The organism is Rhizobium lentis (genome assembly GCF_017352135.1).
In the GTDB taxonomy this organism is placed as follows: Bacteria; Pseudomonadota; Alphaproteobacteria; order Rhizobiales; family Rhizobiaceae; genus Rhizobium; species Rhizobium lentis.
This window is the reverse complement of the sequence record NZ_CP071454.1, coordinates 4,332,007-4,349,126: the sequence shown is the minus strand read 5'-3', so window position 1 is coordinate 4,349,126 and position 17,120 is coordinate 4,332,007. Positions and strand designations below refer to the sequence as shown.

Sequence of the window (17,120 nt, the reverse complement as noted above, 5' to 3'; positions counted from 1 at the left end):
TAATTATTTCTTAAAACGTTTCAGGAGGGCTATTTCTCGCAATAGTCGTCCGACGGTCGGTATGTTAGGCAACGTCGAGTTTCCTTCAGGTCCACCGATGATTCCCGCTCAAAACTCACCGACGGGCGAGGCAGTGCCGCCGCGCTTCCGGCTGCTCAGCGCGCTTTCCTATTGCGCGCCGCTGCTCGTCAACGGCGTCGTCCTGCCATTCTTCCCCGTCTGGCTCGCAAGCCACAGCTTCAGTGACCATGAGATCGGCGTCATCCTTGCCATACCGATGGTGGTTCGCGTGCTGGTCGCGCCGGTCGTTGCCATGATCGCCGACCGGCTGAAGGAGCGCGCCGACGTGTTGCTCTGGTCTGGCGGCTTGTCGCTGCTGACGGCGGTCGCGCTCTATTGGACGACGACCTTTTGGCCGGTGGCGATCGTCTTTGCGCTGCAGGGCGCCACCTTCGCGCCCTATCTGCCCGTCGTCGAATCGATCGTCATCTCCGGCGTTCGCCGCTGGGGGCTCGATTACGGCTCGATGCGCGTCTGGGGTTCGATCGCCTTTATCGTCTCGACGCTGGTCGGCGGCCAAATGATCAGCCGATGGGGCGGCGGGATGGTGCTGCCGGTGATGGTGTTCGGCTTTACCATGACCGTCGTCATGGCACTCTTCTGTCCGCGCATTGGGCCGACGCGGCGACGCGGCCAGCCGATCAACATTCCCGTTGCCACCGGCAGCGGCCTGCGCGAGCCGCATCTGCTGCTGCTCCTGATCGGCGTCGCGATCCAGCAGTCGAGCCACGCGGTGCTCAACGCCTTCTCGTCGATCTACTGGCATGATCTCGGCTTTTCCGGTACCGAAGTCGGTATCCTCTGGAGCGCTGGTGTCGCTTCCGAGGTGACGGTGTTCTTCCTGTCTAAGCGTCTTAGCCGGCGCTTCAATGCCTGGACGCTGATCCGCTTCGGCTGCGCCGTCAGCGTCTGCCGCTGGATTCTGTTCCCGATGAATGCGAACTTTGCCGGCTTCCTCCTGCTGCAATGCTTTCACGGTTTTACCTATGCCTTCGTGCATACAGGCGTGCAGCGGCGGATCGTGGCGACGGTGCAGGAGACGCGGGAATCCTCGGCGCAGGGCGCCTATTTCTTTTATGTCGGCATGGCGATGGCGCTGATGACGCTCGCGTCGGGTTATCTCTACGCCTGGCTTGGCATCGCCAGCTACTATGTCATGGCGCTGGTCGCGCTCGCCGGCCTCGGCATTGTCATCTCAGCCTATTACCTTCAGCCCCAGAGGGCGCTTTCGGGCGGAAAGACCAGGGAAGCGGCGTAACGCAGCCCGGGTTCGCGGTCGCGGGCCAAGAGCAGCGGGCCGTCGAGATCGACGAAATCGGCGTTCTGGGCGAGCAGCACCGCCGGCGCCATGGCAAGCGAGGTGCCGACCATGCAGCCTATCATGATGCCGAAGCCGAGCCGCTCGGCTTCGGCCTTCATCGCCAAAGCCTCGGTAAGGCCGCCTGTTTTGTCGAGCTTGATGTTGATGGCGTCATAGCGGTCGGCAAGGCTTGCCAGATCGCCGGTGTGGTGGACGCTTTCGTCGGCGCAGACGAGGAGCGGGCGGTGGATTTCGGCAAGCAGGGCATCGCGGCCGGCCGGCAGCGGCTGCTCGACGAGGATGACACCCGCCTCAGCGGCGATATTGAGGTGGCGTTCCAGCACCGGTTCCGGCCAACCTTCATTGGCATCGAGAATGATCGCGGCCTCGGGCGCGGCCGCGCGGACGGCACGGATGCGGCTTTCATCGTCACCGGTGCCGACCTTGACCTTGAGCAAGTCGCGGCCGGCATGTTCGCGCGCCTGTGCGGCCATGACCTCCGGCTCGCCGAGCGAGATGGTATAGGCTGTGGTGAGCGGTTTGAGACTGTCGAGGCCAAGCCGGGCCGCAACGCTTTCCCCCGTCCGCTTCGCCTCCAGGTCCCAGAGGGCGCAATCGACCGCGTTGCGGGCGGCCCCCGGCGGCATCGCCGACAACAGGTCGAGCCGCGAGATGCCGGCCTCGATCAGCGGACGGGCGGCCTCGAGCTGGGCAAGAACGCTTTCGATCGTCTCGCCGTAGCGGCGATAGGGCACGCATTCGCCAAGGCCTCGCGCACCCCCTTCGCCCAGCACGCAGGTGATGACGTCGGCCTGCGTCTTTGCGCCGCGCGAGATGGTGAAGGTCCCGGCAATCGGAAAGGAATTCATCTGGATATCAAGGGTGCGCGGCATTATTGCTGTCCTGCGAGCATGGAAATTGCACGTTGCTTCTGTATATTACGCCGGGCGACGAACGATCCGCTTCGCGAGTCGGCAATGTCGCCGTAAGCCTTGAAAGACACAAGTATCTTGAACGCCGAGAATCGCAACGCCGCCTCACTGCAAGTGGATGACCGGTCAGATGGTTCGGCGCAGCGTGTCCGTCTTAGCGGCAACTGGCGCAGCGCCTATGTGCATCTTGTGCTGCGCGACTTCGAAACGCTCCTGCACCAGAATAAGGGCGATCTGACGGTCGATCTTTCCGAGATCACCGACATCGATACGGCGGGCATCTGGTTGCTTTGCCGGCTAAAGAAGGAAGAGGCGGCGGCCGGGCGTACGGTCCGTTTCGAAGGAACCAACCCGCATATCGACGAAATGCTGGCGATGTTCTCCGAGGAGCCGGCCAAACCGGAGCCGGAGCCGAAGGAAAAGGTCTCCCTTACCGCGCGGGTTCTCGCGCCGGTCGGCAAGATGACCTACGACGTGTGGGACAATCTCGCTGCCGCCATGTATATCCTGGGCTCGGCGGTGCGCGGTGCGCAGATGAAGTTCGGACGCGGCAGCGGAGTGTCGCCGGCCTCAATCGTCAATCAGATTGACCATATGGGGGTTCGGGCCGTTCCGATCATCCTGTTGATGTCGTTTCTGATCGGCGCGATCATCGCTCAGCAGGGCGCCTTCCAGCTTCGATATTTCGGCGCGGAAGTCTTCGTGGTCGATCTTGTCGGCATCCTGCAGTTGCGCGAAATCGGCGTGTTGCTGACCGCGATCATGATCGCCGGCCGGTCGGGCAGCGCGATCACCGCCGAAATTGGCTCGATGAAGATGCGCGAAGAGATCGACGCGCTGAAAGTGATGGGGCTGAACCCGATCGGCGTGCTGATCTTCCCCCGGCTGGTGGCGCTGACCATCGCGTTGCCACTTCTGACGGTGCTGGCGAACTTCGCCTCTCTCGCCGGTGCGGCGGCCGTTGCCTGGGGTTATTCCGGCATCACCTTCGCCAATTTCCTGGCGCGCCTGCACGAGGCGGTGACGCTGTCGACGGTGCTGTCGGGCATGATCAAGGCCCCGTTCATGGCGCTCGTCATTGGAATCGTCGCCGCCGTCGAAGGGTTGAAGGTCGGCGGCAGCGCGGAGTCGCTCGGTCAGCACGTGACGGCCTCGGTGGTGAAGGCGATCTTTGTCGTCATCCTGATGGACGGGCTTTTTGCGATGTTCTATGCAGCGATCAACTTCTAGCATGGCGGACCGCGTGAACGAGCAACCGATCGACAGCGAAGGACAGGGCAGGGATGTCGTGCTTTCGGCGCGCGACGTCACCGTCGGCTTCGGCTCCAAGGTGGTGCTCGACAAACTGAACCTCGATATCTATCGCGGCGAGATCCTCGGATTCGTCGGTGCGTCGGGCACTGGTAAATCGGTGCTGATGCGCACGGTACTGAGGCTCCTGCCGCGCCGCTCCGGCACGATCAAGATTCTCGGCCAGGATTTCGACGAGCTCAACGAGCCGCAGCGCAACGCCCTCGACATGCGGCTCGGCGTGCTGTTCCAGCAGGGTGCGTTGTTTTCGTCGCTGACGGTCAAGGAAAACATCCAGGTGCCGATGCGCGAATACCTCGACCTGCCGCGCTCGCTGATGGACGAACTGGCGCATCTGAAGATTCGCATGGTGGGGCTTGCGGCCGACGCTGCCGACAAATATCCCTCCGAATTGTCCGGCGGCATGATCAAGCGCGCCGCCCTCGCCCGCGCGCTGGCGCTCGATCCGGACCTCGTCTTCCTGGACGAGCCGACCTCCGGCCTCGACCCTATCGGCGCGGCCGAATTCGACGAACTGATCGCCAACCTGCGCGATAGTCTGGGACTGACCGTGTATATGGTGACGCACGATCTCGACAGCCTGTTTTCGGTCTGCGACCGTATTGCCGTGCTCGGAAAGAAGCGGGTAATGGTGGAGGGCACGATCGACGACATGCTGGCCTATGACGATCCGTGGGTGCAGGCCTATTTCAGGGGTAAGCGGGCACGGTCGATCGTGCCACAGAACAATGGCGCGCGGCACGGCAACGGCAGCGGCGGGAAGTGACCGGATAGATGGAAACCAAGGCCAATTATACGATTGTCGGTTTTTTCACGGTGCTGGTGATCGCGGCCGCCTTCGGCTTCGTCTACTGGATGGCTGAGTATGGCCGGGGCGGGCCGATGACCGAGCTGATCGTGCGTATTCCGGGCTCGGCCAACGGCCTCAGCGTCGGCTCGCCGGTGCGCTTCAATGGTATCCAGGTGGGCTCGGTGCAGACGCTGTCGATCGATGCCGACGATCCGCAATATTCGCTAGCCTTCACCCAGGTGCGCACCGATGCGCCGATCTACCCCTCCACCAAGGCCGCCCTTGAAATTCAGGGACTGACAGGGGCCGCCTACATCGAACTCTCCGGCGGCCGCAAGGGTGAGGAGAGTATCCTCAAACACGCGATCGAAAACGGCAAACGCGCCGTCATCGTCGCCGACCAGTCGAGCGTCACCAATCTTCTGGCGACGGCCGACAAGATCCTCGACCGCGCCAACGACGCAGTCGGCGAACTTCAGGGCTTCATCGAGGATTCGCGCGCTCCGCTGACCCAGACCTTCAAGAACGCCGAGACCTTCTCGGATGCGCTTGCCAAGAATTCCGGCAATATCGACTCCTTCCTGCAGAGCGTCGGCGAGCTCTCCAACACGGTGAAGGCGGTCTCGGGCCGTGTCGATTCGACGCTGCAGGCGGTGGAATCGCTGGTCAAGGCGGTCGACGCGCAGAAGATCGACAATATCATCTCCAATGCCGAGACGATCACCGCCAATGTCGCCGATGCCTCGGGCGACCTCAAGGGCGCGATCCAGAAGTTTGACGAGACGGCAACCACCTTCAACGATTTCGGCAAACAGGCCCAGGCCACGCTCGATCGTGTCGACACGCTCGTCGCCCAGTTCGACCCGGCACAGATCAAGGGCTCGGTCGACGATATCTCGCAAGCGACAAAAGATGCGCGCGCGGCCGTTGCCTCGATCCGTGATGTCGCCAACACGGTGTCGTTGCGCCAGAAGGACATCGACCAGACGATCCAGGACGTGTCGCAGCTTGCCAACAAGCTGAATTCGGCCTCGACACGGATCGACGGCATTCTCATCAAGGTCGATGCGCTGCTCGGAACCGAAAATACGCAATCAATGTTTGCACAAGCGCGCGAGACGCTGGAATCGTTCAAGAAAGTCGCCGACAATCTGAATTCGCGAATCGGTCCGATCGCCGATAATCTGCAGAAATTCTCGAGTGGCGGCTTGCGCGACGTTCAGACCCTCGTCAACGACATGCGCGGAACCGTGAATAATCTCAACAATACGATCAGCAATTTCGACCGCAATCCGCAACGCCTGATCTTCGGCGGAGACACGGTCAAGCAATATGACGGCCGGACGCGGCGCTAACAGGGATTTCAGGGGTAGCCTCATATGGTCGCATCGCATCTGTTGTCGCGCCGTTCGTGGATTAAGGGAACGGTGATCGCGCTGCCGCTGACGGCGTTGATCCTGTCGGGATGCGGCACTGCGGCCAAGAACGATACCTATGATCTGTCGGGCGCCGTTGATGGCGACGGACCGGCGGCCAAATCGCGCCAGATCCTGATTGCCAGCCCGACCGCGCTGAGGGCGCTCGACAGCGAGCAGATCGTTATCCGTGTCTCTTCCTCGGAAATTCAGTATCTCTCGCGAGCGCAATGGGGCGATAAGCTGCCGCGCATCGTGCAGTCGAAACTGGTCGAGGCCTTCGAGAATTCGGGCAAGGTCGGCGGTGTCGGCATGCCGGGGCAGGGGTTGGCGATCGACTACCAGATTGTCACCGACATCCGCTCATTCGAGATTGACGCTTCGAGCGGCAATCAGGCGGTGGTGGAAATCTCCGCCAAGATTCTGAACGACCGGAACGGATCGGTGCGCGCTCAGAAGCTGTTCCGCGCCGTGGCACCGGCTGGTGGCGACAATGTTGGCTTCGTCAAAGCTCTTGACCGTGCCTTTTCCACGGTGGTTTCGGAAATTGTCAGCTGGACGCTGCGCTCAATCTGAGATGGCGCCTCTTGAGCGCTGCGCCGACATCAGGGGTTGCTGATTGCAAAAATATCATGTCCCCAGGAGGTTGGGACAATCGCCGTATCAAATTTCTTCATAAATTTGTGGAACGCATCATGTTAACGCTGTCAGGAGGCATGCTGCATGGTGGTCGCGCGAGTATTCGGAAAGTCGTCAGCCGAAGCTGTTCAGCGTGAAAGAGACCGGCTGGCAGCGCTGCAGCAACTCGATCTTCTCGACACGCCTCGGGATGAGGGATTCGAGCGGATCGTCCGGCTGATAAAGGACGTGTTTTTCGTCGACATCGGCATCGTGTCGCTAATTGATGCTCATCGGCAGTGGTACAAGGCCTGCTCGGGCCTTTCGGCCGACGAGGTGTCGCTCGAAGACACGTTCTGCCGCTGCGTGGTGGATTGCGACGAGCCTGTTATCGTGCAGGATGCCAGCAAGGATGCGCGCTTTTCAAAGCATTCGGCGGTGACGGGCGAGGACCATATCCGCTTTTACGCCGGCGTGCCGCTCAGGACGAAGGCGGGCCACATGATCGGAACGGTGTGCGCGATCGATCGCCGGCCGAGGTCGTTCAGCAACAGAGAGTTGGGCATTCTCCAGGAGCTAACAGGGGCTGCGATGGACCGCATCGAGCTGATGCAGTCCGCCGCCACCGACAGCCTCACCGAGGCGATGACGCGGCGGGCCTTCAAGCAGGAAGCCGATCAGTTGATTTCGCTCGCCTTGCGGCACCAGCATGACCTTTCATGCATCGTTTTCGATATCGATCATTTTAAACACGTGAACGACACCTATGGACACGCCGCTGGAGACGGGGTTCTAAAGGCCGTCGCATCGATCTGCAAGTCGACCCTTCGGGCCGGTGACCTGTTTGGCCGCATCGGGGGTGAAGAATTCGCTGTCGTTCTCCCGCATGTCGATCGCGAAGGTGCGGTCGCAGTCGCTGAAAAACTCAGAGCCGCGATCGCCGCGCAGCCAATATTCGGCGATCACGGTACTCTGAATGTCACGGCCAGTCTCGGAAGCTCGGCGCTTTCGATCGTCAGCAAAGATATCGAAACCCTGCTGGCTCAGGCGGACGCCGCGATGTATCGGGCAAAAGACGGCGGCCGAAATCGCTGCGTTTCATGGAATTCCATTCACGCCGATCACGCCATCGGCGCTCGGCGGCGCGTGCTGAAGGCGGGTTCGATCCTGTTCAACGACCGGCGCTCGACCATCGACTGCACCGTGAAATCGATCGGTGCGGACAGCGCCGGCATTTCGGTCTCCAATACGGCAGGCATCCCCTCCGAATTCATTCTTGCCATCAAAGGCGAAGGTTTCGAAACCAGTTGCCGCGTGATTGGGCAAGACCGGCAAAACCTGGAAGTGGCTTTCAGGTAGTCGCACGGATGTGAGCCGAGGTGGATAACGTCAGGCTAAAGCGTCGCGATCTCTGCGTTTCGCTTGACACTCCAGCCTTGGATTTTTGCGCTTATTCTTGTCGCAAGCGCGGTGCGCCTTTTTGCGCGACAGGCGTTGCTCTACTTCGTTGGCTGCGCATCCGTCATTGTCGCTCCTGGCTGGATTAACGGCACAGTGGAAGCGGTTGCGGTCGATGCCGATGGCAGCGTTCTGTCGAGCAGGCCCGCCATCTTGTCATCGCGCAGGCCTGCAGTTTTCTCGCCCATGACGACACCCACGACACGGCGGCCGTTCTTCAGCGCGGAGGTCACCACATTGTAGCCCGATGCGTCGGTGTAACCGGTCTTGATGCCATCAACACCGTCATAGCGATACATCAGGTTGTTATGCCCGCGCAGCTTCATGCCGCGGAACTGGAAGCCGCGCATGGAGAAGAGCTTGAACTCGTCGGGGAAGTCCCGCATCAGCGAAACGCCAAGGGTTGCCATGTCACGCGCCGTCGTGACCTGCTCCGGATCGGGGAGGCCCGAGGGGTTCTTGAATACGGTGTCCGTCATGCCGAGCTTATGCGCCTTTTCGGTCATCGCCGCGGCGAAAGACTGTTCTGAACCGCCCAGCTGTTCGGCGATCGCGACAGCGGCGTCGTTGGCTGACAGCACGACGATTGCTTCGACCGCTTCACGCAGCGTCACCTTGCGGCCGGCGCCGACCGCAAGCTTGAAGGGCTCCTTGCTCTCGGCGTTTTCCGACATGGTGAGCTTCTGATCCCAGCTGAGGCGTCCCTCATGCAGCGCTTCGAAGGCGAGATAGAGCGTCATCATCTTGGTCAGCGACGCCGGATAGTTGAGATCGTCCTGGTTGGAAGCTTCAAGGACCTGACCGGACTGCACATCGACGACGATGCTTGCCTGGCCAGCCTCGGCCGGAATGAAAGCGCCCATCAGCAAAGTGGACGAGAGCGCGGTGGCAAGGAGCCGGGATGTCGTCTTGGTCATCGGATTGCTGTCTCTTTCGTTGGACGGCCGAGGAGCCGTTAGCTTAAACGCAAGCGCATCGAAAAAGTTTGTGACGGAATGAAGGACGGCGTGCAATAAAAACAGCCTATCCCCAAACGATATCCTTTGTCCCGCGACCTTCGGCTTTGACAATGGCGCGTATGGTCCGCAGACAATTCATCATGAGCCCGAAGAGCGCGCCTTTCTCCGATCATGATCGCACCTGCCTGCAGGTCGCGATTGCGCGCGCGCTTGGCGGACGAGGTCTCCGCGTGCTGCTGTGACGTCCGGGCGCGCCCAGTGTCTCCGGCGCGCCGCCGGATGGTAAAGCCCTTCGTCACGTCAATTCGCTCGTCCATTGGGAGGAGCACGAGATCCATCTGCGCGTTTTTCTCGAAATCGCCATCGGCCTCGACCGCTGCGTCCACAACTGGCGGGTGAGGGCGCAAACCCGGCGCATAGCTCCTCTGCCGTCCCTCAGGGAATAAACGCGGCTGGAAGCGCTTTATGAAAAGACGATGGCGACGGTTGGGCGGACCTCCACCGTCGCGTCGCCGGCGTCGAAACCGTCGAGCGTTTCGTTGTGGTGGGCGACAATATCGGAGAAGCTGAGGGTCGCCGTGTCGCCGGTCGTATGGCCGTCGGCGATCAATGTCACGTCATAGCCGAGCGAAACGGCCCGTCTGACCGTTGTGTCGACGCAGAATTGCGACATGCAGCCGCCGATGACGAGGTGGGTGACCGACCGTTCGTTCAGGCGTTCGGTCAGATCGGTCTCGAAGAAGGCGTCGGCGCTTTTCTTGCGGACGACGACCTCGCCTTGTCGCGGCGCAATCTCCTGGCGCAGAGCCCATCCTTCCGTGCCGACCGCCAATCGATGGCCGCTGTCGCCGTCATGCTGAACCAGCACGACCGGCGCACCGGCACGCCTTGCCTTTTCCTGGAGCGATGCGAGCCCGGCGATCGTCTCATCGAGGGCTGCATAGACATGCGGCTGGCGCTCCGGCGTGGCTTTTCCAGAGAGAATGGCATTCTGTACATCGATGATCAGCAGGGCCTTGGTCATTTCAGATGCCTCAAAATCATGACGGTTCTCGGTCGCACGCTCTTACGCCGAACAAAAGCCGCCCGACATATGCTGGGCGGCTTCCTGTTCAATTCGGTCTCATAAGCTCGGTTCTTACAGGCAGGCTCAGCGGAGCCTGCCTGCTGCATGGGCGAGCATTGTGTAAACCTTGCCCGTATCCGAGGTCAGGTAGGACTGTGTGACGGTCTGGTTCGGATCGGTACGGGCGACGTCGGCGAGCAGCTTTTCGAAATCACCGATATAACGGTCGACGGCGGTACGGAATTCCGGTTCACGGTCGTATTTGCGCTTGATCTCGTCGAAGGTCTGCTGGCCCTTCAGCGTATAAAGGCGGCGGGTAAAGACGTCGCGCTCGCCGCGCTGGTAACGGCGCCAGAGATCGACCGAGGCGTCGTGATCGATGGCGCGAGCAATATCGACGGAGAGCGAGTTCAGCGATTCCACGACATGGCGCGGATTGCGGCTGTCATTGCTGCGCGCGGCCGGTGCGGCGGTTTCCGCCGGGCGGGCGGGCGCACGGGCCGGCGTTTGGTCGGCAGCTTCTTCACGCGATGCCCCGCGCAGAAGATCGCTGATCCAGCCGCCGCTTTCCCGGGCCGGTTCCTGGCGGCCCAATTCCTGGCGGGTGGGCACCGGCTGCTGGGCGGCACGCTGAGGGGCGGCGGCCGGAGCGGACGGCGCGATCGTTCCGCGAAGACCCGCCGCTTCGATCGACGGGGGCGTTGTCGGCTGCGGCGGTTGGGCCGGCCGCGGCGTCGCCTGTGCTTGGGCAAGCGAGCGGGCTACGGGCTCGGAGATCTCAAGCTGCTGGCTGGAGCGGCCGACAAGCTGGGAGATATCCTGCAGCGCCTTGATCTGTTCGGCGACGGCGCGGCGCATCGCCGACGCGCTTTCCTTGGCCTCCTCGGGCAGGTCGAAGGCGCCGCGCTTCAGTTCGGCGCGGGTGGCGTCGAGCTCGTTGCGGATGTCCGCGGCGGAGCGGCGAATGTCCTCGGTAGCGCCGGAGAAGCGGCCGACGGCATCTTCGATCGCCTCGCGCAGCGATTCGCGCATGTGCTGGGCGGCGCCGTCGGAGGCACGGCCGGCCTCGCCGAGCATGCGCTCGACTTCCGACAGCGAGGCGGTGAGGCCGCCACGAATACGATTGGAGAGATCGCCGGAACGGCGCTCGACATTGGCGAAGGTGCTGTCGATCGTCGTATTGGCCTCGTCGCCGGCGCGGGTGATCGCCTCGCGCATCGTCTCGGCGGCTTCCTGGGCGCGTTTCTCGGTTTCCGTCAGAATGCGGCCGATATCGGCAAAGGAGGACTGCACGCCTTGACGCAGGCTGCTGGTGACCTGGTTGGAGCGCTGCTCGGCCCGCTCGAACACGGTCTCGATCATGCTGCCGAGACCGCGCATGGTCTTTTCGATCTCGTCGGAGCGCTGAACCAGGCTGACGGACAGGGCCTGCAGCGCGCCTTCACGCTCCTCGAGCGTCGAGGCGAGGTTCGACTGGGCGGCGCCCAGAAGCTGCGAGGCTTGGGTCAGAACCTTGGAATGTTCGTCGAAGCGGCCGATGATGCCGCCGACCTGGGCCAGCGTCTGGCCCGAAATGTCGGAGAGGCGGTCGACCTTGCCTTCGAGCAGCCTGGTCGAAGCGTTGACCATTTCGGCAGCCTTGGTGGCCGAGTCGGCAAAGCGCGTCGTGGTTTCGCCGAGGCGCCCGTCGACACTCGTCAGTTGCTCGGCGGCGCGGTTCATCATCATGGCCATCGCCGCGCTGCTTTCCGACATGCGCTGGACCAGGCCGTTGACGTTGCCGACCAGGCTGTTTTCGATGGCGCTGACGGCGTTGGCGACATTCTCGGTGCGGGCGGCAACGGCGCTGGCGAGCGCTTCGTTCTCGGCGCGCAGACGGTCGGCGCTCAGGTTGGCTGCGGCGGTGATGCGGGCAGCCGCCTGCTCGCCGGCATCGGTGTACCGGTCGATGATCGGGCGGGCCGTTTCGTCGAGGATGCGGGTCAATTCGACCGAGCGGCCTGACAGCATTGAGTTGAGGTCGCGGGTGCGTTCCTCCAGCGTCGAGCGGATCGAGTTGCCGCGCGCCTCGAGCGCCCGGTCGATGTCGGAGAGGGTGGTATCGATCTCGCGGACACGCTCTTCGAGATTGGAGCGGATGGCGCTGCTGCGGGCTTCGAGCGCCCGATCGACATCCGCCATGGTGGCGGAAATCTCGCTGCCGGCTCCCGACAGCGTCGTGCGGATGGCGTCGCCGCGCGCCTCGAGAGACTGGCCGGCGTCCGACAGGGCCTTGGAAATGGCATTGACCTGCGTGCCGACGATGGTCTCGGCCTCGGCGACCTTGTTGACGATGGCATTGCCGGCTTCAGAGAAGGTCTGGGCGACGGCGGCGGCCTGGGTTGCGAGGCGATTCTGAGCCTCGGCGACGCGCGTGACGATCTGCGACGAGCGCTCATCCATGGTGCGGGTGAATTCGTCGCTCTTGGCATTGAGATCCTCGGCGAATTGCTGGCCGGTCTTGCCGAGCAGTTCTGTGGTTCTCGTCGCTTCGCCTTCCATTCCTTGGGCCGCTTCAGCCACTGCGCTGCGCAGCGTCGAGGCGAGGCCGGCGGCCTTGCCTTCAATGGTGCGGTTGACCGCTTCGAGGCCGACTGTCAACGCCCGATCCATGGTGGAGAGACGTTCCTCGATGCGTTCGTTGCCGCGGTCAAGGGTTGCGCCGAGACTTGCCGTGCGGCCCTCGATGGCGTCCGAAAGCGTGGTCGTGCGGCTGTCCAGTGTCTCGGCGAGATTGGCGGTGCGGCTGTCGATTGCCTGCGTAAGATTGGCGGCACTGCCTTCGAGCGTCGCCGAGATGCGTTGGGTGGCGTCATCGCCGAGCATGCCGAGACGGGAAATGCCGTCGGCAAGGACCCCGGAGAGCTGGCTGCTGGCGGCTTCGACTTTTTCGGCAACGCCGCTGACGCCGTCGCGGATGCGGCTCTCGATGGCGGTAAGGCCGGATTCCATGCGAGAACCGGTTTCTTCGAGACGTCCCGCGAGGTTTTCCACCGACTGGTCGAGATGGGCGGAAAGGCTCTGGGCGGAGCTCGAAATCGCGTTCGCCGCCTCCTGGAAGCGGCCGGCGATCTGGCCGGCGCCAGCGCGCATGCGATCTTCCAATGTCTGGGCGCCGGCATCGATTGTCTGGCGGAGCGAGGCTTCCCGCTCTTCCAGCGACATCTCGAGCATGCTGACGCTCGTTGCGACCGACGTGCCGATGCTGGTTGCCTGTTCGGTCAGCGTATCGCTGATCTGTGCATGGGCCTGGCTCAGCGACAGCTCGATGGCATTGCCGCGATCCTCGAGTGTCGTGCGGATGCGCTCATGGGCAGAGGCGAGCCCGCCTTCGATGCGCGCCGCGGCCTCCTCGGCTAAGCCCCCGAGCCGCGCATGGGCGTCGCTCAGGCGGCCTTCGATGCGGCCGGTCAATCCGCCGACGAGATCCTCAAAGCGGGCACCGCCAGCATCGAGAACGCCCGAAAGGGCGGCGCTGTGCTCAGAGAGAGCCGATTCAAGCCGCCGCTGATTGTCGGCATAGGCGTTGTGAATGGCGTCGGTCTTGTCGGCAAAGGCGCCGGCGACGCGCGTCTCGGCACTGGCGACGGCCTCCATGATCGCATTGCTGCGGGCTTCGAGCGCGCTGTCGAAGCGGCTCTGGTTGTCATCGAGCGAAATGGCGAGCGCCATGGTCTTTTCGTCGAGCGCGTCGGTCAGCCGATCATTGCTTGCCGCCACGGCATTGATGATCGCGGCGGTGCGGTGTCCCAGGGCTTCCTCGAGCCGGACCTGCCCCTCTTTCAGCGAGGCGGCCAGCGCGCCGGCCTTCTGGTCGAGCACGCCATTCAGGCGTTCATGCGTGCCGGAGACCGCATTGGTGATCGCATCGGCGCCGTTGGTGAGCGTCTCCTCAAGGCGGCTCTGGCTCTCGTTCAGCGAGATGGCAAGAGCCATAGCCCGATCGTCGAGCGTCTCCGACAGCCGGTCATGAGTGGCGGAAACCGCATTGAGGAAGGATTCCGAGCGGCTGTCCAGCGTGTCCTGCAGTCGGCTCTGGCCTTCGTTCAGCGAGGCGGTGATCGCCGATGTCTTCTCGTCGAGAGTATCAGCGATACGCTCATGCGTACCTGAGACGGCCTTGAGGAAAGCTTCGGAGCGGGCTTCCAGCGTGTCTTCGATCCGCGACTGGTTCTCGTTGAGAGAGATCGCGAGCGCCATCGCCTTCTCGTCCAGCGTCTCCGACAGGCGTTCATGAGTGCCGGAGACTGCATTCAGCAGGGCTGCCGACCGGGTCTCCAGCGTGTCCTCGATGCGAGCTTGGCTTTCGGTCAGCGAGATGGCAAGCGCCATCGCCTTTTCGTCTAGGGTCTCGGCGAGACGATCGTGGGTGCCGGATACGGCATTCAGCAGCGCCAAAGAGCGGGTTTCGAGCGTATCTTCGATGCGTGCCTGGGTCTCGCTCAGCGAGGCGGCAAACGCTGCTGCCTTTCCTTGCAGTGTCTCGGCAAATCGGTCATGGGTGCCGGAGACGGCGTTCAGCATGGCTGCCGAACCGGTTTCCAGCGTTTTCTCGATGCGAGCCTGGCTCTCGTTCAAGGAAGCGGCAAGCGCCGTCGCCTTCTCATCGAGGGTTTCGGCAAACCGGTCGCTTGTGCCCGACACGCTGTTCAATAGGGCTTCGGCGCGCGTTCCGAGCGCGTCTTCGATGCGGGCATGGCGCTCGTCGAGCGAGGTCGTGAGCGCCGCCGCCTTCATATCCAGCGTTTCCGACAGCCGATCATGCGTGCCGGAGACGGCGTTGAGGAAGGCCGCGGATCGGGTCGCCAGCGTGTCTTCGATGCGGCTCTGGCTTTCGTTCAAGGAGATGGCGAGTGCCATCGCCTTTTCGTCGAGTGTTTCCGCAAGACGGTCATGGGTGCCGGAAACGGCGTTGCGCAGCGCCTCGGATCGGGTTTCAAGCGTATCCTCGATGCGGGCCTGGCTCTCGTTCAAGGTAATGGCAAGCGCCATCGCCTTTTCATCGAGTGTTTCCGCAAGACGGTCATGGGTGCCGGAAACGGCGTTGATGATGGCGTCGGAGCGCGTCGTCAGCGCTTCCTCGAAGCGGCCGTGATGGGTGCTCAGCGCATCGATCAGGGCTCCGCCGCGCTCCGCCATCACGCTGTCGATACGCTCATGGGCTGAGCCAAGCGCTTCCCGTATTTCTGCGGCCCGCGCTGTCAGCACGCCGGTCAGTTCCCCGGCGCGGCCGCCGAAGGCCGTCGTGACCTGTTCGGTGCCAGCGGCAACGGCGGCGGTCAAATCGGTAGTGGTTGTGCGCAGCGTGTCGCGGAACTCGGCCGAGCGGGCCTGGAGATTGTTCTGCAGGTCGGAAGTGCCCGATGCAAGCGCCAGCGCGATGTCGGACGTGGCGTTCTGCAGCGCCGAGGTCAGTTCGCCAGTGCGGCTGGTGAGCGCGGTGGTGATTTCGTCGGTACGGCTGTTGAGCGTGCTTTCCAGCACTTCGTGGCCGGTGGCAAGCGCAGTGGCGAGCGCCAACGACTGGTCGGTCATCGACGAGCCGAGGCGGTCGATGCCGGAATTGAGGATGCCGTCAATCGAATCTGATCCGCCGGTCAGCGTCTCATTGATGCGGGCGAGGCTTTCCATCAGCTTGGTATCGAGCGAGCCGGTGCGTTTGTCGAAAGCGCTGGTGAATTCGGCAACGCGCTCGTCGAAGGCGGTCGAAAGCTGGGCAACGGTCGTCTGCAGCCGCTCCTCGAAGAAGCCGGAGCGAAGATCGAGATCCATGACGGCGTCGTCGGCGGTGCTCTGCAGGCTCTGACGGAAGCTTGCGCCCTTTTCGTCAAGCGCGCTGTTCAGTTTCGACAAGACGTCGTCGAGTGTCCCGCTGATGGTGCGTTCGCCCGATGTCAGGCTCTCGTTGATCTCGCGGGTTCGGGCGATCAGGATTTCGTTGAGCTGATGCGTGCGTTCGTTCAGCGCCGCGTTCAGTTTTTCGGTGCTGCTATCCATGGTCGAGGCGCGCGTCTCGAACTGGCTGAGCAGCCTTTCGCCATGTTCATTGAGATTGACGGAGAGCGCTTCGAGACGATTGTCGAATTCGGTGGCAAGAGCAAAACCGGATGCGTTGAGTGTCTGGAGCAGGCTGTCGGTCTTGGCGGCGAGCAGGCTGCCCATCGACTGCAGGGCGCTGTCCGATTTTTCCAGGATTGTCGCTGCGCGCGTGTCGATCAGCGACGCGAAGGCTTCGCCCGATGTGGCGAGCCGCACGGCGATCTCTTCGGTCGCCAGCGATAGTTCTTCCTTCAACTGGTCATGGACGCTGCCGATCGAGGTGCGGATGCGGTCGGCATGATTGACGATCGCCTCGCGCTCCGAACCGAGTTCATGGACAAGGCCGCGTACGCGCAACTCGTTGTCCGCATAGGAGCGTTCGAGCGCATTGACTTCGGAATGGACCAGCGTTTCCAGCTCGGAAGCGCGCGCGATGGTGCGCTCGATGCCTTCGTTCATGGCCGAGACCTCGCGGCGCACCGCCTGGCCGACGGTCATGATCCGTTCCGAGGCGATGGTTTCCGGCTCTGCCAGGCGCAATGCCACCTCTGCCATTGAGCGGGCGGCGTTGCGCATGTCCTGGGCGCGGGAAATCATGATGGCAAAGGCATAGAACATCATCACCGGAATGATGATGCCGACGAGGCCGGCGATGACGCCGGGCAGGGCGACGAGATCGGCGATCGAACGGATCTGCCAGATCTGCGGCGCGTAAAGCAGTGACATCAGGCCGAGGCCGGCCATAACCCAAAGAACGGAAAACAGGGTGGCGGTGCGTACTGCCGAGCGGCTGGAGGCCCCGTCGAACGATTTCAGGATCGAGGCGGGGGTATTGCGGCTGGCATCATTGGCGGGCGCGAAGGCCGCAGCCCTGGAAGCCTGCTCGGCTCCGGCGCCGCGGCGGCTGCGGCGCTGTGCTTCTTCCTGGGCCTGCTGATTACGCGCATTCGATGGATCAGACACATTACCCTCCGGCGCCTGGGGCGCGTCGCCGCGGCGAGACGGCACATTGTCCTTGCCGAAGTCGATCTGGAGCGCCTCGTCCAATGCCTTGAACGCCTTGTCCTCGATCGACTCATTATATTTGTTATTCGCCATTCGGTTACGCCTCGTTACTGTCGGCCGGCCCGGCA

Annotated in this window: 10 protein-coding genes; 6 read left to right on the top strand and 4 right to left on the bottom strand. The window is 62.8% G+C overall.

What is annotated here, in order from left to right:
* Positions 1-97: 97 nt before the first annotated feature.
* The gene (locus J0663_RS21260) at positions 98-1,318 is read left to right on the top strand and encodes an MFS transporter (protein WP_207242314.1); all 1,221 of its coding nucleotides are present in this window, start codon (positions 98-100) and stop codon (positions 1,316-1,318) included.
* Here J0663_RS21260 and dgcA read toward each other — a convergent pair.
* Positions 1,270-2,253 carry an N-acetyl-D-Glu racemase DgcA gene (dgcA, locus tag J0663_RS21255; protein ID WP_207242313.1) on the bottom strand — a complete coding sequence of 328 codons (984 nt, stop codon included), beginning with the start codon at positions 2,251-2,253 and terminating at the stop codon, positions 1,270-1,272. The two genes, J0663_RS21260 and dgcA, sit on opposite strands and share 49 nt — an antisense overlap.
* Before the next feature lie 99 nt (positions 2,254-2,352).
* On the opposite strand from dgcA, the gene J0663_RS21250 reads away from it, so the two are divergent.
* The 5 genes from J0663_RS21250 (at position 2,353) to J0663_RS21230 (ending at position 7,785) form a co-directional block, all read left to right on the top strand.
* Positions 2,353-3,522 (top strand): ABC transporter permease, encoded by a 1,170-nt coding sequence (locus J0663_RS21250; protein ID WP_207242312.1) that lies wholly within the window; start codon positions 2,353-2,355, stop codon positions 3,520-3,522.
* Position 3,523: 1 nt separating this feature from the next.
* Positions 3,524-4,369 (top strand): ABC transporter ATP-binding protein, encoded by an 846-nt coding sequence (locus J0663_RS21245; RefSeq protein ID WP_207242311.1) that lies wholly within the window; start codon positions 3,524-3,526, stop codon positions 4,367-4,369.
* Positions 4,370-4,377: 8 nt separating this feature from the next.
* Positions 4,378-5,748 (top strand): MlaD family protein, encoded by a 1,371-nt coding sequence (locus J0663_RS21240; RefSeq protein ID WP_207242310.1) that lies wholly within the window; start codon positions 4,378-4,380, stop codon positions 5,746-5,748.
* Between the two features lie 24 nt (positions 5,749-5,772).
* Positions 5,773-6,384, top strand: a complete 612-nt coding sequence (locus J0663_RS21235; RefSeq protein WP_207242309.1) for an ABC-type transport auxiliary lipoprotein family protein — start codon at positions 5,773-5,775, stop codon at positions 6,382-6,384.
* Positions 6,385-6,531: 147 nt separating this feature from the next.
* Entirely contained in the window at positions 6,532-7,785 is a 1,254-nt protein-coding gene (locus J0663_RS21230) for a sensor domain-containing diguanylate cyclase (protein WP_207242308.1), read from the top strand.
* A 140-nt stretch (positions 7,786-7,925) separates the two neighbouring features.
* On the opposite strand, the gene J0663_RS21225 is transcribed toward J0663_RS21230, so the two are convergent.
* The 3 genes from J0663_RS21225 to J0663_RS21215 form a co-directional block, all read right to left on the bottom strand.
* A complete protein-coding gene (locus J0663_RS21225; RefSeq protein ID WP_207242307.1) occupies positions 7,926-8,801 on the bottom strand; it encodes a D-alanyl-D-alanine carboxypeptidase family protein in 876 nt (291 codons plus the stop codon).
* Positions 8,802-9,306: 505 nt separating this feature from the next.
* Positions 9,307-9,867: a cysteine hydrolase family protein gene (locus J0663_RS21220; RefSeq protein WP_207242306.1), complete on the bottom strand. Its 561-nt coding sequence runs from the start codon at positions 9,865-9,867 to the stop codon at positions 9,307-9,309.
* Positions 9,868-9,993: 126 nt separating this feature from the next.
* Entirely contained in the window at positions 9,994-17,085 is a 7,092-nt protein-coding gene (locus J0663_RS21215) for an apolipoprotein A-IV repeat region-like domain-containing protein (RefSeq protein WP_207244562.1), read from the bottom strand.
* Positions 17,086-17,120: the final 35 nt, after the last annotated feature.

Coding starts and splice junctions, on each gene's coding strand:
- J0663_RS21230 (WP_207242308.1), top strand. CDS start 6,532: ATGGTGGTCGCGCGAGTATTCGGAAAGTCGTCAGCCGAAGCTGTTCAG.
- J0663_RS21245 (WP_207242311.1), top strand. CDS start 3,524: ATGGCGGACCGCGTGAACGAGCAACCGATCGACAGCGAAGGACAGGGC.
- J0663_RS21225 (WP_207242307.1), bottom strand. CDS start 8,801: ATGACCAAGACGACATCCCGGCTCCTTGCCACCGCGCTCTCGTCCACT.
- J0663_RS21215 (WP_207244562.1), bottom strand. CDS start 17,085: ATGGCGAATAACAAATATAATGAGTCGATCGAGGACAAGGCGTTCAAG.
- J0663_RS21220 (WP_207242306.1), bottom strand. CDS start 9,867: ATGACCAAGGCCCTGCTGATCATCGATGTACAGAATGCCATTCTCTCT.
- J0663_RS21235 (WP_207242309.1), top strand. CDS start 5,773: ATGGTCGCATCGCATCTGTTGTCGCGCCGTTCGTGGATTAAGGGAACG.
- J0663_RS21240 (WP_207242310.1), top strand. CDS start 4,378: ATGGAAACCAAGGCCAATTATACGATTGTCGGTTTTTTCACGGTGCTG.
- J0663_RS21260 (WP_207242314.1), top strand. CDS start 98: ATGATTCCCGCTCAAAACTCACCGACGGGCGAGGCAGTGCCGCCGCGC.
- dgcA (WP_207242313.1), bottom strand. CDS start 2,253: ATGCCGCGCACCCTTGATATCCAGATGAATTCCTTTCCGATTGCCGGG.